The organism is Pseudomonas sp. Xaverov 259, assembly GCF_019352915.1.
GTDB lineage: Bacteria > Pseudomonadota > Gammaproteobacteria > Pseudomonadales > Pseudomonadaceae > Aquipseudomonas.
The window spans coordinates 87,999-110,590 of record NZ_JAAAFV010000031.1 but is presented as its reverse complement, the minus strand read 5'-3'; the positions used below and the strand labels follow the sequence as shown (position 1 = coordinate 110,590).

16 protein-coding genes and 1 pseudogene are annotated in these 22,592 nt (G+C 60.5%); 2 read left to right on the top strand and 15 right to left on the bottom strand.

Going from position 1 to position 22,592, the window contains the following annotated elements:
* Positions 1–10 precede the first annotated feature (10 nt).
* The 11 genes from K0H48_RS11140 to K0H48_RS11090 all read right to left on the bottom strand — a co-directional run bounded on the left by K0H48_RS11140 (position 11) and on the right by K0H48_RS11090 (position 13,751).
* Positions 11–934, bottom strand: coding sequence for a hypothetical protein (locus K0H48_RS11140; RefSeq protein ID WP_219267508.1), 924 nt, complete (start codon positions 932–934; stop codon positions 11–13).
* Between the two features lie 59 nt (positions 935–993).
* Positions 994–3,357 (bottom strand): hypothetical protein, encoded by a 2,364-nt coding sequence (locus K0H48_RS11135; protein WP_219267507.1) that lies wholly within the window; start codon positions 3,355–3,357, stop codon positions 994–996.
* A gap of 10 nt (positions 3,358–3,367) precedes the next feature.
* Positions 3,368–4,507 (bottom strand): hypothetical protein, encoded by a 1,140-nt coding sequence (locus tag K0H48_RS11130; protein WP_219267506.1) that lies wholly within the window; start codon positions 4,505–4,507, stop codon positions 3,368–3,370.
* Complete coding sequence (locus K0H48_RS11125; protein WP_219267951.1) at positions 4,486–5,922, bottom strand: alkaline phosphatase family protein; 1,437 nt, start codon at positions 5,920–5,922, stop codon at positions 4,486–4,488. The genes K0H48_RS11130 and K0H48_RS11125 overlap by 22 nt, the downstream gene beginning before the upstream one ends.
* Positions 5,912–7,132 (bottom strand): metabolite traffic protein EboE, encoded by a 1,221-nt coding sequence (gene eboE / locus K0H48_RS11120; protein ID WP_219267505.1) that lies wholly within the window; start codon positions 7,130–7,132, stop codon positions 5,912–5,914. The genes K0H48_RS11125 and eboE overlap by 11 nt, the downstream gene beginning before the upstream one ends.
* Positions 7,129–8,013 (bottom strand): TatD family hydrolase, encoded by an 885-nt coding sequence (locus K0H48_RS11115; RefSeq protein WP_219267504.1) that lies wholly within the window; start codon positions 8,011–8,013, stop codon positions 7,129–7,131. The genes eboE and K0H48_RS11115 overlap by 4 nt, the downstream gene beginning before the upstream one ends.
* Positions 8,014–8,045: 32 nt before the next feature.
* Entirely contained in the window at positions 8,046–8,729 is a 684-nt protein-coding gene (locus K0H48_RS11110; RefSeq protein WP_219267503.1) for an EboA domain-containing protein, read from the bottom strand.
* Entirely contained in the window at positions 8,726–9,595 is an 870-nt protein-coding gene (locus K0H48_RS11105; RefSeq protein WP_219267950.1) for a UbiA family prenyltransferase, read from the bottom strand. Before K0H48_RS11105 ends, K0H48_RS11110 begins: the two co-directional genes overlap by 4 nt.
* Positions 9,596–9,600: 5 nt before the next feature.
* Complete coding sequence (locus tag K0H48_RS11100) at positions 9,601–11,466, bottom strand: 3-dehydroquinate synthase (protein WP_219267502.1); 1,866 nt, start codon at positions 11,464–11,466, stop codon at positions 9,601–9,603.
* 532 nt (positions 11,467–11,998) lie between these two features.
* Positions 11,999–12,307 (bottom strand): hypothetical protein, encoded by a 309-nt coding sequence (locus K0H48_RS11095; RefSeq protein WP_219267501.1) that lies wholly within the window; start codon positions 12,305–12,307, stop codon positions 11,999–12,001.
* A gap of 505 nt (positions 12,308–12,812) precedes the next feature.
* Positions 12,813–13,751: a LysR family transcriptional regulator gene (locus K0H48_RS11090; protein ID WP_219267500.1), complete on the bottom strand. Its 939-nt coding sequence runs from the start codon at positions 13,749–13,751 to the stop codon at positions 12,813–12,815.
* A 109-nt stretch (positions 13,752–13,860) separates the two neighbouring features.
* Here K0H48_RS11090 and K0H48_RS11085 point away from each other — a divergent pair, with 109 nt between their 5' ends.
* The gene (locus tag K0H48_RS11085) at positions 13,861–15,360 is read left to right on the top strand and encodes a CoA-acylating methylmalonate-semialdehyde dehydrogenase (protein ID WP_219267499.1); all 1,500 of its coding nucleotides are present in this window, start codon (positions 13,861–13,863) and stop codon (positions 15,358–15,360) included.
* 203 nt (positions 15,361–15,563) lie between these two features.
* Here K0H48_RS11085 and K0H48_RS11080 read toward each other — a convergent pair.
* Positions 15,564–15,851, bottom strand: a pseudogene (locus K0H48_RS11080) (hypothetical protein); the annotation flags it as partial.
* A gap of 299 nt (positions 15,852–16,150) precedes the next feature.
* Between K0H48_RS11080 and K0H48_RS11075 the strand changes: the two are divergent.
* Positions 16,151–18,706 carry a hypothetical protein gene (locus K0H48_RS11075; protein ID WP_219267498.1) on the top strand — a complete coding sequence of 852 codons (2,556 nt, stop codon included), beginning with the start codon at positions 16,151–16,153 and terminating at the stop codon, positions 18,704–18,706.
* Positions 18,707–18,876: 170 nt separating this feature from the next.
* Here the strand turns inward: K0H48_RS11075 and K0H48_RS11070 are convergent, their stop codons facing one another.
* The 3 genes from K0H48_RS11070 to xylF are packed head-to-tail and all read right to left on the bottom strand — an operon-like array spanning position 18,877 to position 22,565.
* On the bottom strand, positions 18,877–20,013 hold the full coding sequence (locus tag K0H48_RS11070; protein WP_219267497.1) for a sugar ABC transporter permease: 1,137 nt from the start codon (positions 20,011–20,013) through the stop codon (positions 18,877–18,879).
* Positions 20,014–21,558, bottom strand: a complete 1,545-nt coding sequence (xylG, locus tag K0H48_RS11065; RefSeq protein WP_219267496.1) for a D-xylose ABC transporter ATP-binding protein — start codon at positions 21,556–21,558, stop codon at positions 20,014–20,016.
* Positions 21,559–21,563: 5 nt separating this feature from the next.
* Entirely contained in the window at positions 21,564–22,565 is a 1,002-nt protein-coding gene (gene xylF, locus K0H48_RS11060; protein WP_219267495.1) for a D-xylose ABC transporter substrate-binding protein, read from the bottom strand.
* Positions 22,566–22,592: the final 27 nt, after the last annotated feature.

Here is a 22,592-nt window from a genome sequence, read left to right as displayed (position 1 = left end):
ATGATCTTCCTCAAGGCTTGCGCTGCATCAGTTGGTTCCATTGCGCCTTATGGCCGTTGCTCTGGGATGCCGGCGGCTCGAACAACTGGCACGGCGGCGGGTTCGACGGGCACATCGCGGCCACTTGGTCCCAGGTCTGCCTGGGGTCGGGTTTGGCGATACGAAAATTGGTGTAGTTCTGGCTCACGATCGGCGCATTGGCGACGCTGGTGTCGCCGGAAAAGAAGAACGACTGCGGCCAGCGGTAGGGTGGTGCGCCGGTCTGGCGCTTGTTGAAGGCATAGCCAAACAGGATCGGCCCCGCCGGTGATTGCAGGTCCAGGGCATAGGCCTGCACGCTGGCGTTGAGGTTTTTGCTGCGCTCGGCGCTGTAGGGCAGGTGCTCGATAAAGTCCTGGCGCGGTGGGTGGTTCATCGGCGAAAACATGCAGCACGCGGGCATGTCTTTCGGGCGGTCCTGCGGGTAAGTCAAAAAGTACGCCTTGTTGCCCAGGGACACGAACGAGCAGGTGTAGTTGTTGTTCTTGATCGGGAAGATCGGCAGGCAGTACTTCTCGTAGTGCTCCATCATCGCGCCGAAGCCGTCGCCATCTGGCGGGATATAGGTGGTGTCGTAATAGCTTGTCCCGCGCGAGACCGTGTAGTCGGCAGGTGTGAGGGTTGAAGGCGGGTTGCTGTAGGGCGGCGGGTTTTTCGCGTAGTTATTGATCACCCGGTACATCGTCCAGTCGCTGATCCATTGCGCCGGGAAAAACGGATCGGATGGCTCGCCCGGTAAACGCTTGGCGATGCAATTGCCGTTCTGTGGGTTGCACCCCTCGTTGTTGTGCACGCCATTGGTGAAGTACACGGCGCCGCTGTCGTCGGCGGCAAATGCGGCGGGGCTGAGCAGCACAAGCAGCAGCAACAGTCGGCTCAAAAGGCTGGTGTTCATGGGACACTCCTGTGTGGTGCCGGGCAGCCGCGGGGCCACCCGGCGCTCCTGTGTGTGGCTCAGTGGTAGTCGCTCATGCTCAGTTGCACGGGTGGGTAGTTGCGTTTCACCAGGGCGTTCGCCCACAGCTCCAGCACGGCTCGACGGCTTTGCGGCATGTCCCGCGTGATGGGCATCGCCAGGGTGCTTTCTTCCTGATAGGGCTTGCTGATCAACACAATCAGTTGGTCCACCGCGCCCTCAATGCGCGACAAGGAATTGAGCGGCATGAACTTGCTCATGATCGGGTACAGGTAATAGAACGGCTGCAGGATGAAGGGGTAGATGAAGGTCTCCCAGATCAGTTGGCCGGCGTTTTCGCGCTGATAAATCAGGTTCCAGGCGTCGACGAAGTTCTGCTGCAACTGCGGCTCCAGCGGCAGCACCCGCAGCGGCGCGAGAAAGTCGGTGAAGGCCGTGGGCAGCGGGAAGCTGAACGGGATCGTCGGGGTTTGCTGACCTTCCTGCACAAAGAAGCGCAAGGTCGGAAAGCCCGGCGCCTGGGCCGTGACGGTCAGGTTGGCGATGCCGTTGGCGTCGGTCTGGATCTTCGCAAGGCTGTACTGCACCGTACTGTTGAGCGGGTCTTGCAAGGTGCCTTGCATGGCGATCGGGTTGGCGAACGTGAGCGTCGGGCTCAAAGCCACGGCGGCAGGTGTGGGCAAAAATTCCTGGTAGGTCATCGGCGTCATTTGATCGGCCGAAACCGCCAGCCGTGTCGCCATCAACTGGCGGCCGGTGCCCTCGGTCACGTGGCTGCGCAGGGTAGTCGCGCCTTGGAATTGCGGCCAGTTGGCGCTGTTATTCGCCGGGTTGGCCGGGTCGTTGTTAAACAGCGTGAAGTTAGCCGCGTTGCTGAAGGCCAGGTAATAGTCGGTGGTACACAGCATGTAGGCATTGCCGTATTCGGCCACCCACAAGGTGGTGCCGGCGGGTGCGGGCAGGCCGTCGTATTGCACCATCACTTGCAGGGTTCTGGTGTCGCCCACGTCGATAAAGCTGGCGCTCTCGACGACTTCGGCGGTCCACATCTGCTGGGTCGCGGCGATCACGGGCGTGGTGCCGGGCTGTTGCAATTCCAGGGTGCCGGTTTGCAGGAGTGCCTGGGCGTCCACGCCCAACGGCAGGTCGAGAATGCCCGAGCGTTTGTCGAAGGCTGCTTGTTGATAATCGTCATAACCAAAACTGGCCAGCGGGCTGAATTGCGTGCCCTGGCGGATGCCGATCTGGTAATTGCCGGCCTGGAATTTGGCCGCGACCGGGATGTCCGCCGCCTTGTCGATCGGGTAGAACGGGAAGGCATTGCCCAGGTCCAGCGACAAGGTGTTGTTATGGGCCTGCGCCGAGATCACCCCGAGCTGCGCCTGGGTAGCCGTGCCCGGCGAGGTCTTGTAGATGGGCACTGCACCTGCCGGCACCAGGCGCCGTCCTGCGGGGGCGGTAGGGAACTCATCTTCCAGCCACAGGCCAAGGGTGCCGACCGTGCGGCTATAGGCCGGGTTGAAGAAGATATCGCCGACGTTATCCAGCCCCTGTTGGTACATGGCCTGCACCTGGGCTTGGGCCGCCGTGCTGGAGGAGTGGGTGTCGATCGGCGGGTAGTTGTTGAGGATGCCGTTCTTGTCGTAGCACGTCAGATAGGTCGAAAAACGGAACATCAAGCCCTTGGCATTTTGTTGCGCCATTTGGGTTTGCAGGTTTTGCAGCAAGACCGAATTGCCGATCACCCATTCCAGGTTCTCTTTGGGGAAACAGGTTTGCCAGGTGGTGGTCACGTAGGCCAGGCCGCCGAGGTTGGCCCAGTTGAAGTTGAGAAAACGGTCGAGCATGCGGAACTGGCGATTAAGCGTCAGGCCGCACTCGGCATTGCCCAGCACCAGTTTGTCGAAGTACAGCGCGGTAAAAGTGTTCTGCCAGGGGCTCACGTCGACAAAGCGCGCCGGCGAGCTGGGCGCACCGCCGAAGGGGTTGCCGAGCAGCTGGAAGCTCTGGTTGATCAGCGGGTCCTGGCCCACATAGCCGCCGCCCGGCAACTCGCCGCCGGTGATCACCGACTGGGTCTGGTTGTAGCTCACGGTGCCGCAGGCATTGTCGCCGAACAGGTTCCACTCGCCGGGGATCATCGACGTGGTCAACTGCCCGGCATTGCCCGGCACCTGCATCACGTAGTCGGGCACGCTGGCGGGCGGCAGCGGGGCGATGGTCCAGGGCAACAAGGTGCTGACGGCGTTCAGCGGGGTGATGTCGAAGGCCTTCAAGAAAGGCCAGTTCATCTGCATTTTTACCGCATCGTACAGCGGGTACATGTCGTTGTTGTTGGCAGTCGGCGGGTTCCAGAACATATGGCCGCCCAGGTAGATACGCGGGAAATTCAAGACGCTCATGTGAGGCTCCTTAACGTTGCCACTGGGCGCGTTTGAGCGACCAGACAAAGTCCAGTTTGTGGTAACCGACAAAGTCGGAGGCGGGCAGCGGCGCGGTGGGGTAGACGATGCCGCCGTCTTTGTTCAAGGCGAAATTGAAGTAGCCCTGCTTGGGCGAATAGGCCGCGGTGCCATGGCAGGCAAAGCAGGAGGATTCACTTTGGAACGCTGATTCCAGCTGGGAGTTAGCGAGCAAAGTGGGCGTGGTGTTGGATTGCACGCCGATCAGTTCGTACTGCGCCAACGCCGGGTATTGGGCCTGGAAGGTGGCGTTCACCGGCTGCGCCGCCGCTGTTGGCCCGGTGCTGTTGGTCATCGGCGCGGCAGGTGCCGCGTTGGTCACCGTGTACTGGCTGTTGTTACGGTTTTCGAAGGTGGTCCACACCCAGTCCGGGTTCAGCTTGTTGATCACATGCAAGCCGCTCAGCGCCGCATAGCCGACCTGATACTGCTTGCCCTGCTGGTAGTAGGCCTGGGCAATGTAGTAACCCTGGCTGGCCAATTGTTGCTGGTAGGCCGTGTCGTTACCGATCCACAGCCACGCGGCTTTCAGCTCCCAGGCAGTGGAGGGGAAGTTCAGGTCGCTGGTGAGTGCGGCCTGGCCATTCACGTTGTAAACCTTCTGCTGCACGATGTAGTTGAAGGTGTCCTGGCCCATCAGCAGTTGGAAGCGCACCGCCTGGCCTTTTTCGGCCGCCGGCACCTGGCCGCCCATTTGCAGGATCAGCCCGTCCACCTGTTGCGTGGCGTTGAGGTTATGCAAGATGCGGTTGGGGTTCATGCCCATCGCCTGGGCCTGGGTCAGCACGGCGGCGGGTGGTGGCACGCTTTGGCCGTAGGGCAGCGGTTGGGCGCCGTTAGGCAGGTAGACTTGGTCCGACGGTTTCAGGGTTTCCCAGACTCGGTCAGGGCTTTGCGCGCCGGCAGGCTGGTTCAGGCAGGCAAACCAGTTCCAGGCGAGGGTGTCGGGGCCTTGGGTGAAGGCGGCCCGGGTGGCGTCGAGATTGCCTCCAAACTGCAAAAAGTTGCTGCAGTCGAAGGGGTTGGTGTCCTGTGCCTGGGCCAATCCGGCCAGTGCGCTCAGGACCGTTATAGATAAGGCTCGCCGCATGAAAGCTCCTTGGCATTCGCCAGTTCGAGGTGAGGGCGCCCCAGGAAGTGCTCCAGGAGCAGTTGCTTGACTGCCGTCGCCGCCAGTTGCTGCGGCAACGCCAGGTCGCAATTGGAGATCAGCAGTGGGCCGGTCTGCGTGCTGCCGGGCAGGCGGCCGTGGCTGCCACGGACTAACCCCGTGTCCAGTGGGATCAGGTCCATGTAGTAGCGAAAGCCGAGCTTTTTTTGCAGCAGGCGGCGCGCCACTTTGAGCTTGGGCAAGCGAATCGCCGGGTCGATAAACAGCTCGACCGGGTCGTAGCCGGGCTTGCGGTGAATGTCCACGGTGCGCGCAAAGTCCGGCGCTTTGCGCTCATCCAGCCAGTAGTAGTAATCGAACCAGAACCCGGCCGCAGCCACGGCCACCAGCTCGCCGCTGCGTGGATGGTCGAGCTGCCAGGCGCGTTGTTCGGCCTTGTCCAGCACCTGCTCGATGCCGGGCTGGCGCTGCAACAAGGCTTTAACGCGCGGAATGTCCTGCGCGTGCTTTACGTAGACATGCGCGACCTGATGGTCCGCCACCGCAAACGCCTCGCTGGCGCCGGGGTCGAGCAATTCCCAGCTCAAGGATTGGCGCACCTGCAACAAGCCTTCGGCGCGCAACACGCGATTGATCGACACCGACTGCGTGACGGCTTCGATGCCGTACTCAGACAGCAGCATCACCGCCGCGCCCTGGGCCTCGGCGAAGGCCAGCAAGCGCCCGACTTCGTGGTCGATGGCACGCACTTCAGCAGCAATCGACGGGTGCTCAGGCCCCACGCGCTGCAGGCTGTAATCCAGATGGGGGAGGTAGATCAACTGCAGGTGCGGGTGACTGATCTGGAACTCGGCCATGGCGCAATCGACGATCCAGCGGCTCGACGCGATGCCCGCCGCCGGCCCCCAAAAACCGTGGAAGGGGAACTCGCCAATCTGCGCCTCGATCTGCTCATGCAACCCTGGCGGCGACGAGTACAGGCCAAATTGTTTGCGCCCATCGGCCGGGTAATGCGGGCGCGGCGTGATGGAGGCGCTCACATCGGCGTACATGTTGTACCACCAGAACAACTGGCTGCAGCGAAAGCCCGGCATTTCACGCTTGAGGGTGTGCCAGACCTTTTCGCCCTGGATCAGCGCGTTGGGTTGCAGCCAGAAACGCACCTCGGCCTGGTCGCGAAAGTACCAGCCATTGCCGACAATCCCATGCTGTGACGGCGGCGCACCGGTGAGGATCGAGGCCTGCACCGTGGACGTCACGGCGGGGAACACCGGTTGCAGGCTGGCCATCTGGGCGGTCTTGAGCAGCGCGTTGATCTGCGGCGTCGCCTCACCCAACAGCGACGGCGTCAGCCCGACCACATTGATCAGCAGCAGCGGTTGCTCAGAGCGCATCGGCATACGCCTCCTGCATCAAAGTTTGCAGCAGGTTGCGCTGGCGCAATTGGCCTTCTACCCAACGCAGCTCGGCGGCGATGCCTTCCAGCTGCGCCTGTTGCGTGGTGGGTCGCAGTTGCGCGGGCAGCACGCCCCAGCTGTAGGTTTCCACCTCCAGCACCGGGCGGAACTCGGTGTGGGCGGCCAGGTAGTCGAAGGTCTGCGCCAGCGCCACCTGGCTGCCGCGCAGTTCGGGCAACAACAGGTGTTCGCTGAACAGCGGGATATGGAAGTGAATGCGCAGCTCGTTGAACCCGGCGCACCCTTGCAAGGCTGCCGGCAGGTCGGGCCAGGCCACGCGGCCGCCCTGTGCATCGAGTGCCTTGACCTGGTGCAGGTAGGTGGCTTCGGCAAAGCTTGCGAGGGTGTCGAGCACGGCTTTGCGCCGAACGGCATCGTCGGGCGGCAAGTGGCAGATCATCGCATTGGACAGCTGGACCTTGCCCACCGGCACACCGGCCGCACGCAGCCGATCCAGGGATTGATAACAATCCTCGAACATCACCGCTTGGTGGCACACATCAAAACACAGCGCCAGGTAGGCATGGTTCGGGTCCATGGCCTGTCGGCGCTGAAAGAACGCGAGGGTCTGCTCGGTGTTTTCCAGCACACAGTCGGGTTCCATCTCCAGGCAGAACACAATTTTCTTGCCGGTTCTGCGGTGCAGCGTGGCCAGTGCCTCCGTGAGTTGGGTCAAGTGTTCATCGGCGCGCAGTTGCCGCGCTTTGCTCCAGGTTGCGGCATAGCCCAGCGGCACCGTGGAAATCACCCCTTGGCGGCAATCGTCGGGCAGGGCATGGGCAAGGATGCGCGCCAGGTCCAGGCTGTACGCCAGCCGTTGCGGGTCGGCCCAGCTGGGCAAATACACCTCGGCCTTCACCGCGCCCTGGTGGAAATCGCCGTAGGGGAAACCGTTCAGTGAGGTCAAGCGCACGCCGCTTTGCTTAAGCAACTGCACAAACTGCGTGCGCGCCGAGGCGTGCTGTAATTGCGCCGCCGCCTGGGCGCAGATCCACAGGCCGCTGTCTTGTTGGGCCAGCCCGCGCAAGCTGCGCACGCCCTGGAAATGCTCGGTGATGGAAGCGCGCAGCGCGGCCAGGTCGCGGGCCGGGTGCACGTTGCTGCAATAGCCGATCTGGCTGGCCGTCCAGCCGTTGACGGCGCTCATTTGATCACCGGGTCCTGGCCACGCAGGGCCGAGTTTTCTTGCCATTGCTTGCGCTGGTCGATGGGCAGCGGCGTGCTTACCAGGGCTTTGTCGAGCTGGCCGCTCTGGGCAAAGAAGTCCACTGGGTTATGGAACAGCACTTGTTCGACCTGGGCGTGCGTGAACCCGGCCGCGAGCATCGCCTGGCCGGTCTTGGGCACCTTGAGCGGGTCGCTGATGCCCCAGTCTGCTGCGCTGTTGACCACCATTTTTTCGGTGCCGTATTCCTGCAACAGCGCGACCATGCGCTGCTCCGACATCTTGGTGTTGGGGTAGATCGAATGGCCGCGCCAGCAGTCGCTGTCGAGCACCAGCGGCAAGGTCAGTTCGTTGAGGTGGTCGATAATCACCAGGTGTTCGGCAATTCCCACTTCGCGGATCACGGCGAGGGTGCGTTTGGTGCCGCCAATCTTGTCGCGATGCGGCGTGTGCACCAGCACCGGCAGGTTGAATTGCTTGGCCAGCTCCAGTTGTGCGGCGAGGAAGCGGTCCTCTTCGGGAGTGATGTCGTCATAGCCGATTTCCCCCACCGCCACCACGCCATCCTTGACCAGATAACGCGGCAGAATCTCCAGCACTTCGTTGGCAATCGACAGGTCATTGGCCTCCTTGGGGTTCAGGCCGATGGTGCAGAAGTGGTGGATGCCGAACATGCTCGCGCGAAAGCGTTCCCAGCCCAGCAGCGTGTCGAAATAGTCGACGAAACTGCCCAGGCTGGTGCGCGCCTGGCCTTGCCAGAACGCCGGCTCGATCACCCCGGTGATGCCGGCGGCGGCCATGTTCTGGTAGTCGTCGGTGGTGCGGCTGACCATATGGATATGCGGATCGAAGTACTTGAGCATGGTGAATCCTCGTCAAGGGAAGGCGATGTGCATCAGTTCAGGTAGGCGTGCCATTCGGGTGGCAGGTTCAGGCCGCGCAGGCGCTGTAACTGCGCCGGGCTGAGCAGGTCAAAGGCGATCGCTTTGGGTAAGCCTGGGGACACGGTGCGCGAGGCCGCGAGTTGTTCGTCGAGAAGGTCGAGGGCGAGCTGGTTGAGCGTCACGCTGTGATGGTGAGCAAGATTGACCAGGCGCCCGATGTCGAGCCCCATGCCGAGTGCCTTGAGCACCAGCTGGTGAAAGGCGCGTTCCGGGTAATGACGTGACGGGTAGGCGGTGTCGAGGGCGAGGGCGGCAAACACCTGGGGGTTGCTGGTGCGCCCGGCCTGCAACGCCAGCTCCAGGCACAACCCGTCGCGGTCGAGCCAGTCGAGGGCGCTGAGCAGGGCGATTTTTTCCTGGTCATCGCCCCACAGGAACAGTTGGCGCAGCAGCGGCAGGTGATCGTCTGCCGGCGTGTGTTCCAGCGCCTTGGCCACCACCAGTGCCCGGGCTGGCGCGACAACGGCGGCAGGCAACTGGCGTTTGCACTGGCCGCTCAGCAGCGCCGCCGTGGAAGCATGCGGTTGTTCTTCAAGCTGTGCATGTGCCTGCAACCACCAATGCAGTTGCGTGGCATCCAGCTGTTGGGTGAGGCTCAAGCGAAGGTCGGCGAGAGAATCCGGGCGCATGTTCATGTCGGTTTGATCCAGCGCTGAAAGTGGGGAAGCAGGAAAAACACCAGCACACACAACAGGCTGCCCAACGGCTGGTTGGCCACTGCCAGCACCAGTGCATCGAACAACGGCAGTGCGGCTAAACCTGCGCCGATAAACGCGCGCACCTGGCGCTGTTGCGGGTGAGCCAGGTGTTTCCAGTAATGCCAGCCCAACCAGCCCAGCCACAGCAGCAATACCGGCCAGAACCACAGGTTGTTGGAGTAGAGCGCCAGCGCCAGCGGGCTGAGCATCAACAGCAATGGCAGGCGGCTGATCAGTTGGTTGCGATGCTCCTGGCGGGCCAGGTAGGTCAGGCCGCTGATGTACACGCCAAGCAGAATTGCGCACAGCCAGATCGGCTCCGACGGCACCGCCAGGCTGGCGGCGGCCGTGAGGTACAGCGCCGAGCGGCAGGCGCCCATCAACCACACGCTGTGGGCGTATTTTTTATGCAGCAGGTTGTAGCCGAAGATGCAACCCACCAGCAGCACCACGCCGCCGAGCAGCCAATGCGGCGTGTCGATCAAACGGCTCAGGCCCAGTACCGCCGCTGCCGCAAGTACCAGCAGCAAGGTTGTGGCCAAACCGACTTGCTGGCGGCTGGCAAGTCCCAGGGTGATCGGGCGCGGGTTGTGGTGTTGCTCGTCCCAGTCGGCGTCGAGCAGGTCATTCAAGAACATCCCGGCCAGGTACAGCAGCGACAAGGTGATCAGCAGCAGCCCCCACACCAACGACGAGGGCGGCGCCAGGGCCCCGGCACTGCTGGCGAGCAGGGCGGCGGCGAGGGTGTTGGTCCACACCGTGGGCAGGTTGGACACGCGGCCGAGGGTCATCCAGGTTTTCATCGGGCTCATCGCGCGTAGCCCTCGGTGGCAGGCAGTGCCGGGCTGTTGTGGGCCGCCAGCCGTTGCAGCGCTGCGTGCATCTTCACGCTGTCGATTTCATGCAGGTCCACCGACTGGCCGATGCCGGTGAGCATGGGGATCGACAGTTGCCCGCCCAAGTGCTGACGAAACTCCTCCAGGCCGAGCAACAGCGGCGAGCGGCCCTGGGCATCGGTCGCACTCAGTTCCGGCGGGCACAGGTTGAAGCCCAGGGTGTCCAGCAGGTTCATCACGCGCTCGGTCTCGGTATCGCTCAACAGGCCGAGTGCGTTTGCGTAAAGCCCATCCAGGGCCATGCCCACGGCTACTGCTTCGCCATGGCGCAGCCGGTGGTGGCTGAGGTTTTCCAGCTTGTGCGCAGCCCAGTGCCCGTAATCCAGCGGGCGACCGTTGCCGCGCTCAAACGGGTCACCGGCACCGGTGATATGCCCCAGGTGCAGCTCGGCGCAACGGCGAATTGCGTAGCGGCTGGCGGTGTGGTCAAAGTGGGCGAGGGCGCTGGCGTTGGCTTCCATCCATTCGAAGAACGCGGCGTCCTTGATCAGCGCCACCTTCACCGCCTCGGCGAGCCCGGCGATCTGGTCGCGGCGGGTGAGGCTGGTGAGCAGCTGGAAGTCGTTGATCACCGCGTTGGCGGGGTAGAACGCGCCGAGCAGGTTCTTCTGGCCGAAGGCATTGATGCCGTTTTTGACGCCGATACCGGCATCGTTCTGGGCCAGCACGGTGCTGGGAATACGAATCAGCCGGATGCCCCGGTGGAAGGTCGCGCAGGCGTAACCCACCGCATCCAGCACCGCGCCGCCGCCCAGGGCCAGCACGTAGCAATGCCGGTCCAGGCCGTGTTGCAGCATGTCGCCGTAGAGTTGCTGCAACACCTCTGAGGTCTTGCTCAGTTCACCCGCCGGCACCGCGATGGGCGTGGCGAGCAACTGCAGATCGGCATGGGCCGCGAAGTAGGCGTCGATCTGGTCGCGCAACGCAGGGGCGCTGTGCAGCAGTTGCTCATCGGCGAACACCATCACTGTGACCGGCGCACTGTGCTGGGTGATGAGCTGGTGGTGCAGGCACGGGTTGAGTGGGTCGAACAGGTGGTCGGTGAAGATCACCGGGTAGTCGTAAGTCACCTCGAACCGCCCGCGCAAAGGCTGGTCGACTTTGGGCTTGCGCTTGAGCAAGCTGTAGATCGCCACAAATACCAGTGGCAACACCATGCTGGCCAGCACCGTGACCAGCAATGAATTCTGTTCGATCAGGAACGTGCCAATGGCCGTGTAAGCCAGCGCCAGGCCGGCATTGGCCAAGGTAGTGATCAGCAAAAACGCCCGCAGCGGATAGCGCTGCATCCCGGCGGCCACCACCGAGGTTTCCGCCAGCACCGGCACACCGCGCAGGCAAATCAACGACAGCGTGCCCAGCCGGTGCCCCAACTGCCCGGGCGAGCGCTGATGCAAGCCAAGGCGGCCCGACAGCAAACGAAAATAACCGGCGCCCAGGGCATACCCCAGGCCTGCGCCCAGGCACAGCCCGATAAAGATCGCCAGGTAACCGCCAATGCTGCCGAGCATGGCCACCGCCAGCAACGCCACCATGCTCGACGGCACCGGCAGCACCACGTCCAGCGCGAGCAGGGCGACCAGCAACAGTGCCAGGTTAAACGCCTGGGCAGGTGTAGACGGTTGGTAGAGGTTAAGGTGAATCAGGAAGTCTTGGATCTGTTGTTCAAACAACAGGAAGCTGGCAATCACCAGCGCAGAAAAGCACACCAATGACAGCCAAAAATGTTCGGCTGGCGCCTTTTTCGAGCATGCACGATACCACTGGCTGCGCTTCATCAAAGCATCCCTTTTGAGTGTTGAGACTTAAGTTCCGTGTCTGTGCTTGCGCTTTTTTTAGAGCAATAAAACCCCTCACCTGGCTGGCAGGTTTTGTGCGTAATGGCTGATGGCTTTCACGGTATTCATGAACGTAGCCGGTTGTGGTTGTTTTGCAAGTTTGTGCGGGCGGGAGTTTAAAAAGGGCGTTTGAGTGGAGCAGGAGCGGCGATGATTGTTCAATATTTACAATTAGTTGTATGGCTTTTTTGTCGGCGTCAAGAAGCTGTTGGTGAGGGGCTTTGCAAGTAACAAGTTGATTACATAACGGTGGGGTTTGTTTGGTTAATTATTGCGGCTGGCTATAACAAGTTTAGGCGCTCGTAGTGGTCGAGAACTATTCCGTTTAATGCAGCGCATCCAAATAACTCAAATACTCAGCAGGTCCATTGTGGGAACGGGCTTGCTCGCGAAAGCGCAGTGTCAGTCAGCACAGGTGTGGCTGACCCACCGCATTCGCGAGCAAGCCCGCTCCCACATTTTTTTACCGCGTTTAGGCCATTGCCTTGGTGGGTTTCAGGCACTCGATAGAGCGATCCACCGTGGTGCGGGCCAGCTCGAGCAAATGCCACACCGCCAGAATCTTCGCCCGTTCGGGGCTGGCGAGCATTTCGCTGCAATTGAGCGTGGTGGCCGAAGCGCTGTCGAGCAGGCTGGCGGTGTAGAGCAAGGCGTCTTCAAAGCTCAGGTCTTCGATCACGCTGTGAACGCCGGGGGTGGGCAGGTAATGGTCTATGGCGCGGTTGAAGGCGGCGCGGTCTTTGGCGCAATTGCGGGGTGGGTCGGGGACAATTTTCTTCATCGTTTAGTACCTGTCTGGTCAAGGAGCCGACACGCTTCGCGACTAAACGAGGGTGGCAGCTGTACGCAGGTTAGTCGACCGGTCAGAACAGGAACCCGGCGCGCCCGAAGGCGCCCTGCGCACAGCCACCATAAACTTCGGAGGACGATGCGCCTGTTCTGAAACCGGGCGACTAAACCCGATCACTGATGAGCAGTGACGGATCGCAGACTAGCCATCGATTCCAACAGGCACAAGGCGGCAGGGATTGTCTAGGAAACGTCCTGCAATTAAAAGGGACGCGCCTTGCTGGCCCTTTACAAACCATGTCGAAAGGCCACTGACTGATCAGCCACACGGAGCAGCGCCACAGATCCAATGTGGGAGCGGGCTTGCTCGCGAAAGCGTAGTGTCAGTCAGCACATGTGTGGCTGACCCACCGCATTCGCGAGCAAGCCCGCTCCCACATTTTTTGACCGCGTTTAAGCCATAGCCTCTAGAAAGGACATGCCTCGCGGGCTCTGCCTCATCCCACAAACCGAAACCCACCCGACAGTTTGTCCTTCAAATACCCCACCAACGCACTCACCGACTTCGGCACATGGGGTGAATACGGGCGGATCAAGTAGATCTCATCGGCAAATGCGCCCTTGAGCGTCCAGCCCTTGAGTACTTGCACCAACTGGCCGCTGGCCAGCGCCGCCTGGGCGCTGAAATCCGGGAGCAGGGCGATGCCCAGGTGGTTGAGCGCCGAGTCGCGCAAGGCTTCGCTGTTGTTGGTGGAAAAGCTGCCGGCGATGGGCACGGTGAGACGTTCGACTTTTTTGCCGCCGCGCTCGAATGTCCAGGCCGGCTGATCGGCGCCGCGTGGGTAGTAGAGGCAGTTGTGGGCGCTGAGGTCGGCAGGCTCGCGGGGTTCGCCGTGGCGTTGCAGGTAGTCCTGGGTGGCGACCAGCACCGAGCCGGTGTCGCACAACTTCCAGGCCACATGGGTCTCGGGCACTTGGAAGCCATGGCGCACCGCCAGGTCGTAACCTTCGGCTGCCAGTGAACTCAGGGCATCCGACACGTCCAGCTGTATGCGCACTTGCGGGTACAGCTGTAAAAACGCCGACAGATGCGGCACCAATTGCTGCCGCGCAAATGCGACCGGCGCGGTGAGGCGCACCAGCCCGCGAATCTCCCCGGCCGAGTCGCGCACCGACGAGAAGCTGCGGGCGATATGCTCGTAAGCACTGCGCACTTCGCGGGTCAACGACAGCCCCGCATCGGTGAGCCGCACACTGCGCGTGGTGCGGGTGACCAGCCGGGTGCCGGTGGCTTTTTCCAGGTCCGAGATGCGCTGGCTGACGGCCGACTTGCTCACCCCCAGGCGCGCGGCGGCGGCGGTGTAGGTGCCTTGCTCTTCGAGCACCGACAACCAGTGAATATGGGTCCACAGCCCTTCGATCTCGGATTTTTCCATGATGCTATTGTTCGCTCACAAGGACAATAAGTTCTGGATTCTGCTCTGGTTTGGAACAAACTGAAAGCCTATCGTGTGCCTCAACGCTACCCACCTGGGATCAACTGCCATGACCAGCACGATCGAGCACTACATCAACGACCAACGCGTGAGCCGCGATGATCGCTATCAAGACGTCTACAACCCAGCCACCGGCACAATCACCGGCCGCGTCGCCCTGGCCAGCCGCCAGACCGTCGGCGAAGCCGTCGCCGCTGCCCAGGCCGCGTTCGCCGGTTGGGCCGACACACCGCCAATCCGCCGCGCTCGCGTGTTGTTCGAGTACCTGCACTTGCTGCGTGAACGCAAGGACGACCTGGCGCGCATCATCGTCGCCGAGCACGGCAAAGTCTTCACCGATGCCCAGGGCGAAGTCGACCGTGGCATCGATATTCTGGAATTCGCCTGCGGCATTCCCAACCTGCTCAAGGGCGAGCACTCCGACCAGGTTTCCCGTGGCATGGACAACTGGACGATGCGCCAACCCTTGGGTGTTGTAGCGGGCGTCACGCCGTTCAACTTCCCGGTGATGGTGCCGATGTGGATGTACCCGATCGCCATTGCGGCGGGCAACACCTTTATCCTCAAGCCAAGCCCGACCGACCCGAGCGCCTCGCTGTTCATGGCCGAACTGCTGCGTGAAGCCGGCCTGCCCAAAGGCGTGTTCAACGTGGTGCAGGGCGACAAGGAATCGGTGGATGCTCTGCTCGAACACCCGGACGTCAAGGCCATGAGCTTCGTCGGCTCCACGCCGATTGCGCAATACATCTACGAGACCGGCGCGCGCAACGGCAAGCGCGTGCAAGGCCTGGGCGGCGCGAAAAACCACATGGTGGTGATGCCCGACGCGGATATCGAAAAAACCGTGGATGCGCTGATGGGCGCCGCCTACGGCAGTGCCGGCGAGCGTTGCATGGCGATTTCCGTCGCCGTGTTGGTCGGTGATGTGGGTGACAAAGTCATCGCTTCCTTGACCGAGCGCGCCAAGCACCTGCGTATCACCGACGGCCGCGATTTGAAGGCTGAAATGGGCCCGATCGTGTCCCGCGCCGCATTGGAACGCATCAGCGGCTACATCGAACAAGGCGTGCAAGCCGGCGCAAAACTGCTGCTTGATGGGCGTGACTACGTGCCGACCGAGGCAGGTTTGGAAAATGGTTTCTGGCTCGGCGCGACCTTGTTCGACCACGTGACGAAAGACATGAGCATCTACCGCGAAGAAATCTTCGGCCCGGTGCTGGCCTGCGTGCGTGTCAATGACTTTGCCGAGGCGATCAAGTTGGTCAACGACCATGAATTCGGCAACGGCGTCAGCTGCTTTACCCGCGACGGCAACATTGCCCGCGAGTTTGCCCGGCGCATCGAAGTGGGCATGGTCGGCATCAACGTGCCGATTCCGGTGCCGATGGCCTGGCATGGTTTTGGTGGCTGGAAGAAGAGTTTGTTTGGCGACATGCATGCCTACGGCACGGAAGGCGTGCGCTTCTACACCAAGCAGAAGTCGATCATGCAGCGCTGGTCGGAGAGCATCGAGCAGGGCGCGGAGTTTGCGATGCCGGTGTCCAAGTAACTTAAATACACCGCAGGTCAATTGTGGGAGCTGGCTTGCCTTCGATGGCGGTATATCAGTACCAGATGTTCTGGCTGATACACCGCCATCGCAGGCAAGCCAGCTCCCATATTTTTTTACCGCGTTTAAGCCATAGCCCTGGCGGGCTTCAGGCATTCGATGGAGCGATCCACCGTGGTCCTTGCCAGCTCGAGCAAATGTCACACCGCCAGCATCTTCGCCCGTTCGGGGCTGGCGAGCATTTCACTGCAATTGAGCGTGGTGGCCGAAGCGCTGTCGAGCAAGCTGGCGGTGTAGAGCAGGGCATCTTCGAAGCTCAGGTCTTCGATAACACTGTGAACGCCGGGGGTGGGTAGGTAATGGTCGATGGCGCGGTTGAAGGCGGCGCGGTCTTTGGCGGAATTGTTAGGTGGGTCGGGGACAATTTTTTCATCGTTTAGTACCTGTCTGATCAAGGAACCGACACGTCTTGCTGGCCCTTTACAAAGCATGACGACAGGCCACCCACCGAGCGTTCAACAATCAAGTGCACCGATAGCCTGTCCTGTTCAACTTCCACGCTGTGCGGTGCAAAAACAGCAGGTAACAAACGTGACTTCTATCGAAGGAACTCGTTCATTCTTCGGTACGACTCATCTTATTACTGGTGTGGAAATAATGCCAAAGGGGCAAAAGTACACCCGGGACTGGCTCCCAACTTCATATGATTTGAACAGAGAGTGATAGTTGTTTAACTCATGTTCGTGCTCAAGGTTTTGGGAGGGTAAATATTCTGAAAGGGTATCCTGATATGAGTTTAAATCTGTTTCCATTTATACAATCTGCGATAACGGTTGCTCTTGAACCAGCGGCCGGTACGCAGGACTCTAATAATGTTCAAACAGTTGGTTTCACAGTAGGCGGCATTAGTACCTCTGTCAGTTTTAATTCAGAAATGAGCGCTGCTCCCCTGTCACAAGATATTTTTTACAAGTCGCTCATTTATGGTGCCGCCCACGTTACTGCGCCCACTGCGGCCTATAAGCTACCTGAGCGTATGCGGCGAATCGATGCCTATGCTGATCGTGTCGTTGCGGCGATCAACAATATAGAAAATGGCAGCGATGGCGAACGCAACGTCAAATTCCAGCAGGCTCGCCAATTTCTCGAACCTGCGGGCTACTTCAGTGGTGGGTTACTGGCCGCAGGCTATGACCCTCATGAAAAAATCAACGTAAGGTTCACCTCGTCAGTAAGGGAGCTTAACGGGGCCTCCCATGTAACCAATGAAAATACGCGTACCTACTTTGCGTGGGAAATTGCCGCCGGCACGTTTGCGCACGATCAAGTCGAGCAAGGCGGCACGGTCAACGTCCAATCTATGCATATTGAGCCCCAGGACAGAAGCAAGGTCGCGGATCTGCAGTCGATGGGCAACAAACTTCAGCGTCATTGGGAGCTTGAGATATCCCAGCCCATGCGCGACACGACGGGAGCATTGGCTCAGCGTTCAGGCAAAGCGGATGCCTATGCCGTACGGGGCACCTTGCAAAGCCTGGCCAATGACAAGGTAGGTTTCGAGCAGTTAAGCGAAGCCGCGCAAATGGCCGTCAAGCGCACGTTACGCAGGAACGGGCAGGTCATTGTGCCGAATATTTATGGCTACCCATTGGCAGGGTATGCCTTTGTTCCGTTCTTAGAGTTCAAAGGCGATGTAGAAAGCAGACCCCATAAGGGCGTGATGATCGATTTGAAGAATGGCGGGGTCACCGAAATATGGAACGATCGGGACTTTGCCGGTTGGGCTAAAAAAAACCGTAATCATTTGCTGCGCAGTTTCAATGCCGGCGACAGGCAAGGTACCCAAGATGCGCATTGGCCCAAGGCGGGCGATGTGCTGGATAATTTAATTGCAGGTAACCATGCCACCTACCCTGGCTATCGAAGCCTCGTTAAAGATCAGGCTGTGCCCGTGTGGGAGACATTTAATTACACCGAGTCGCGCGACAGCGGTTATCGGTTGAAATACGGCAACCTGGATACCGGTATTGCCGCTCACTACCAGGAGGTGAATGCTAAAAACGCGGTGTGGTCCGACCAAACTCAAGTGTTTGGTTCCTCGCAGCAAAACTGGAAGGCCGCAAAAAGCCTTTGGGGCAATACCTTCGGTTATCTGCCTGGTGTCGGTAACGCGGGCAATATCGTCTTTGGTATCCATGACTCCATCTATGGCAAGACGTCATCCGATCGCCTTGGCGGCACTGCCGCAGCGGTGATTTCAAGCTTGCAACTGGCGCACGAGGTTGCGCTGAGTGAGGGACTGCGTGGGGTAGCCAACGCCTCTGAGGTCTCAGCGCCGGGCAAAAATTACACATGGAGTCCGGACTCTTCGAACAGCGACTTGGAACTGATGCGAACCCCCAGCGCTTCGCAAAATACCGCTGAAGTAGTTGTTGAATCACCGCCAACAGTAAACCCAACTACTGACGCACCTGCAACCTTTGCGCAGATGCGCGAAATTGAGTTTAGAGGGCAAAAGTACTTTGTCGCTGACACGCCTGATGGTGGGGATGGCGTGCATTATTTGTTGCGTAATCCAGACCCGGTTGATCCATCGAAGTGGGTAAACAGTGGCATTATCGCGAAGCCCGATGAGGCGGGCGTTTGGCAACTCAGGGGCGTTGTGGGTGGTGGTGTCGAGTCAGCGTTCATTCCATTGGAATATGCCCAGGCAAGTGAAGCGCTAGACGCTGTTATTACTGAGCAAAGCAACGCAGCAGCCCCCGTTACCCAAGCACAACGCCAAACCTTTGCAGACACACTGACGAAGCTCATTAACGAAAGTAACGCAGAAGATTTTGACGAGGTGGGGGAATATATAGATAAGGATAGCAATGCTATCAATGAATCGTTGCGAACAGGTGAACGCACCGTTGAGCTGGATATGTTCCTTGAAGAATTCGATGAGTTAAACAGTTTCGAAGGCAAAGCCTATCGTTCTGCTTTCGTCACGCCAGAGGGCGCTGAAAAGATCAAGAATGGCGTAGGTCAGGTGTTTAAAGACTCAGGTGTACAGTCTGCTTCGGCGACCGTCCGTAATGCCACTGAATGGGAAAGTTGGGCTACGGAGGAAGCAGGGGAACGCGGTAACGCCACTCAACAGGTTGTGTATGTGTTTGATCAGTCGATACCCAAAAAGAACTTATCAACCAGCTTTTTGCCTGACCATGTCGCCGTAGCACCGGGTGAGCCTATGCAAGTCCTGGCCGTCCAAGAGGCAGACAATAAGTTATTTGTCTACCTGTCCAAACCCTCCAAGGTTCCCGAGCTTACGTATAACATTTTCGACGGGAGCAGCATTTCTTGAACGCTGACAGCGCAGTAGCCACGCACACTACGGCGGCGTCGGTGCTTGTGTTCAAGTCACTCACGTAAGCCGTCGATCACCTTGCCTGCGATCGCGGAGTGTCAGCCAACTGGCTGGCACTGATACACCGCTATCGCAGGCAAGCCAGCTCCCACATTGGCGCGACCCTGTCAGCGCCTGCCCGCCCGCGTACTCACATCCACCCACACCGCCAGCACCAGAATGCTGCCCTTCACAATCATCTGCCAATAGCTGTCCACATCCAGCATCGACATGCCGTTATCCAGGCTGGTAATCACCAGCGCCCCGAGCAACGCGCCATACACCGTGCCTGAGCCGCCGCGCATGGAGGTGCCGCCGATAAAACAAGCGGCAATCGCATCCAGTTCGCCCATATTGCCCGCCGACGGTGAGCCGGCAGCCAGGCGTGCGGTGTTGACCAGGCCGGCGAGGGCGCACATCACGCCCATGATGCCGAAGATCCACAGTTTTACCGCCTGCACATTGATGCCTGACAGGCGGGTGGCTTCCATATTGCTGCCCACTGCGTACACGCGGCGGCCGAACACGGTCTGGCTGGTGACGTAGCTGAACACGCCGAGCAGCACCAGCAACAGCAGCACCGGCACGGGGATGCCGTCGTAACTGTTGAGGGTGGTGACGAAGCCGGCCAGCACGGCGCCGATCACAGCCACGCGCAACAGGTCACGCACCAACGAATGCGCCGCCAGGCCATGCAGCGCGCGGTTGCGCCGTTGCTTCCAGGTCAGGAACAGGGTCAAGGCAAACAGCAACACGCCCAGCCCCACGCCCACCGAATGCGGCAAATACCCCTGGCCCACATACACCAGCGACGGCGACACCGGCGCAATGGTGGTGCCGCCGGTAATCCCCAGCAAAATCCCGCGAAACGCCAACATGCCGCCCAGGCCGACAATGAACGAGGGGATGCGCAGGTAGGCGGTCATGTAGCCGTTGGCCAGGCCGATCATCAAGCCGCACAGCGCCACCAGGCTCAGGTTGGCCAGTAGCGGAATGTGGTAGACCACGTCCAGAATCGCCGCCAGCCCGCCCAACAGCCCCAGCAGCGAACCCACCGACAAATCGATCTCGCCGCTGATGATCACCAGCACCATGCCGCACGCCAGGATCCCGGTGATCGACATTTGCCGCAGCAGGTTCGACAGGTTGCGCGGTGTGAGAAAACCGCCCTCGGTCTGCCAGCTGAAAAACACCCAGATGATTGCCACGGCGATCACCAGGGCGAGCATTTTGTAGCGGGTAAAAAGGTGTTTGACCTGATTCATCTACGCGGTTTTCCCATTCTTATTGTGTTGGCTGAGCGCGGCGGCGAGCACCTGTTCCTGGGTGAGCCCTTCATTGATGAAATCGCCGCGCAACTGGCCGTCGCCAATCACCAGCACGCGGTTGGAAACCCCCAGCACTTCGGCCAGTTCCGAAGAAACCATGATGATCGCCACACCCTCGGCGGCCAGCGCGCCCATCAGTTTGTAGATCTCATACTTGGCGCCCACATCCACGCCGCGTGTGGGCTCGTCGAGGATCAGCACCCGGGGCTTGGCCATCAGCATTTTTGCCAGCACGGCCTTTTGCTGGTTGCCGCCGGACAGGCTGGTGATCGGCAAAAACGGGCTGGCGGTCTTGAGGTGCAGGCGCGCAATTTGCTGGTCGATGCTGCCCAGTTCGGCTTCGGCGTCGATGCGGGTCATATGCGCATAGCGGTCGAGCACCGCCAGGGTGATGTTCTGGCCCACCCCGAAGTCGGGAATGATGCCTTGGCGCTTGCGGTCTTCGGGCACCATGCACAGCCCGGCACGGATCGATTTGAGCGGCGTGCGCGTGTCGATCAGTTGCCCGTCCAGCCACACCTCGGCGCTGTAGCGGCCAGGGTAGGCGCCGAACAGGGCCGACACCAGTTCCGTGCGCCCGGCACCCACCAGCCCGGCAATGCCGAGGATTTCCCCGCGCTTGAGCACGAAGGACACATCGTCCACGCGTTTGCGTTTGGGGTTGTCGACGTCATAGCAGGTGACGTTGCGCGCTTCGAAAATCACCTCGCCGACGGCATGGGGCTCGGTGGGGTAGAGGTTGCTCATCTCGCGGCCAACCATCTGCGTGATGATCTGTGCAATATCCATGTCGGCCATGGCCGTGGTTGCGATGTGCTTGCCGTCGCGAATCACCGCGATGGTGTCGCACACGGCGGCCACTTCATCGAGCTTGTGGGAGATGTACACGCAGGCCACGCCCTTGGCCTTGAGGCCTCGGATAATGTCGAGCAGCACCTCGATTTCCGAACGGGTCAGGGCCGAGGAGGGCTCGTCGAGAATCAACAGGCGCGCCTGTTTGTTCAGGGCTTTGGCGATTTCCACCAACTGTTGATAGCCGCCGCCGTACTGCGACACCGGCAGCGCCACATTCATGTCCGGCACCTTGAGTTCGCGCATCAGCGCTTCGGCGCGCTGCAGCATGGCCGGGTAGTTCATGCGCCCGCCGGGCAAGGTCAGTTCGTGGCCCATGAAGATGTTCTCGGCCACCGACAAGTCCGGCACCAGGGTCAGCTCCTGATGAATGATAACGATGCCGGCGGCCTCGGTTTCACTGATCGAGTGGGCCTTGAGTGGCTGCCCGTCCCAGAGGATTTCACCGTCCCAGGTGCCATAGGGGTAGACCGCCGACAGCACCTTCATCAAGGTGGATTTGCCGGCACCGTTTTCGCCGCACAGGCCGACGCATTCCCCCGGCCGCACCTTGATATCGATGCCGTTCAGCGCGTTGACGCCGCCAAAGCTTTTGACGATGCCGTTCATTTGCAGCAAGTAGTCGGCCATGGCGGTCACTGCCCGGCAATCTGCTCTTTGGTATAGAAACCGTCCTTCTCCAGCAGGTCGATATTGGCCTTGGTCAGCGGGGTTGGCGTGAGCAGGATGGTGTCGACCTTTTTGCTGCCATTGTCGTATTGCGAGCTGTAGGTGGGTTTTTCATTACGCGCCAGCTGCACCGAGAGCTTGGCGGCTTCGGTGGCGATCAGCTTGAGTGGCTTGTACACGGTCATGGTCTGGGTGCCGTCGATCACGCGCTTGATGGCCGCAAGGTCAGCGTCCTGGCCGGAGATCGGCACCTTGCCCGCGAGCTTCTGCGCGGCCAGGGCCTGGATCGCGCCGCCGGCGGTGGCATCGTTGGAGGCCACAATCGCGTCGATCTTGTTGTTATTTCGGGTCAGGGCGTTTTCAACGATGCTCAGGGCTTCGGTGGGGTTCCATTCCTTGACCCACTGCTGGCCGACAATCTTGATATCGCCCTTGTCGATGGCCGGTTGCAGCACCTTCATCTGGCCTTCGCGCAGCACCTTGGCGTTGTTGTCGGTGGGCGCGCCGCCGAGCAAGAAGTAATTGCCCTTGGGCGCCGCTTGCAGCACGCCGTTGGCCTGCATCTCACCGACTTTTTCGTTATCGAAGGAGATATAGGCGTCAATGTCGGCGTTGAGGATCAGGCGGTCATAGGACACCACCTTGATCCCGGCTTTTTTGGCCTCGGCGACGGCGTTGGTCAGCACGGTGGCGTTGAACGGCACGATGACGATCACGTCGACTCCACGGGAGATGAGGTTTTCGATCTGCGAGATTTGCTTCTGCTCGTTGGCATCGGCCGACTGCACGAACACCTTGGCATCGAGTTTTTCAGCGGCAGCGACGAAGTAATCACGGTCGCGGGACCAGCGCTCCAGGCGCAGGTCGTCGATGGAGAAGCCGATTTTCGGGTGGGCGGAATCGGCCATCACCGGCAGGGCGAGCAGGGCCAGGGCAGTGGCGAGCAGGGTGCGTTTGAATGCTTTCATGGTGGTGCGTCCTTTTATTGTTGTTGG

What these genes read in the sequence shown, in the direction of transcription:
- K0H48_RS11135 (WP_219267507.1), bottom strand. Translation starts at nt 3,357, where the DNA reads ATGAGCGTCTTGAATTTCCCGCGTATCTACCTGGGCGGCCATATGTTC.
- xylF (WP_219267495.1), bottom strand. Translation starts at nt 22,565, where the DNA reads ATGAAAGCATTCAAACGCACCCTGCTCGCCACTGCCCTGGCCCTGCTC.
- K0H48_RS11125 (WP_219267951.1), bottom strand. Translation starts at nt 5,922, where the DNA reads ATGCGCTCTGAGCAACCGCTGCTGCTGATCAATGTGGTCGGGCTGACG.
- K0H48_RS11140 (WP_219267508.1), bottom strand. Translation starts at nt 934, where the DNA reads ATGAACACCAGCCTTTTGAGCCGACTGTTGCTGCTGCTTGTGCTGCTC.
- K0H48_RS11110 (WP_219267503.1), bottom strand. Translation starts at nt 8,729, where the DNA reads ATGAACATGCGCCCGGATTCTCTCGCCGACCTTCGCTTGAGCCTCACC.
- K0H48_RS11090 (WP_219267500.1), bottom strand. Translation starts at nt 13,751, where the DNA reads ATGGAAAAATCCGAGATCGAAGGGCTGTGGACCCATATTCACTGGTTG.
- K0H48_RS11095 (WP_219267501.1), bottom strand. Translation starts at nt 12,307, where the DNA reads ATGAAGAAAATTGTCCCCGACCCACCCCGCAATTGCGCCAAAGACCGC.
- K0H48_RS11130 (WP_219267506.1), bottom strand. Translation starts at nt 4,507, where the DNA reads ATGCGGCGAGCCTTATCTATAACGGTCCTGAGCGCACTGGCCGGATTG.
- K0H48_RS11115 (WP_219267504.1), bottom strand. Translation starts at nt 8,013, where the DNA reads ATGCTCAAGTACTTCGATCCGCATATCCATATGGTCAGCCGCACCACC.
- K0H48_RS11100 (WP_219267502.1), bottom strand. Translation starts at nt 11,466, where the DNA reads ATGAAGCGCAGCCAGTGGTATCGTGCATGCTCGAAAAAGGCGCCAGCC.
- K0H48_RS11075 (WP_219267498.1), top strand. Translation starts at nt 16,151, where the DNA reads ATGAGTTTAAATCTGTTTCCATTTATACAATCTGCGATAACGGTTGCT.
- K0H48_RS11105 (WP_219267950.1), bottom strand. Translation starts at nt 9,595, where the DNA reads ATGAAAACCTGGATGACCCTCGGCCGCGTGTCCAACCTGCCCACGGTG.
- eboE (WP_219267505.1), bottom strand. Translation starts at nt 7,132, where the DNA reads ATGAGCGCCGTCAACGGCTGGACGGCCAGCCAGATCGGCTATTGCAGC.
- xylG (WP_219267496.1), bottom strand. Translation starts at nt 21,558, where the DNA reads ATGGCCGACTACTTGCTGCAAATGAACGGCATCGTCAAAAGCTTTGGC.
- K0H48_RS11070 (WP_219267497.1), bottom strand. Translation starts at nt 20,013, where the DNA reads ATGAATCAGGTCAAACACCTTTTTACCCGCTACAAAATGCTCGCCCTG.
- K0H48_RS11085 (WP_219267499.1), top strand. Translation starts at nt 13,861, where the DNA reads ATGACCAGCACGATCGAGCACTACATCAACGACCAACGCGTGAGCCGC.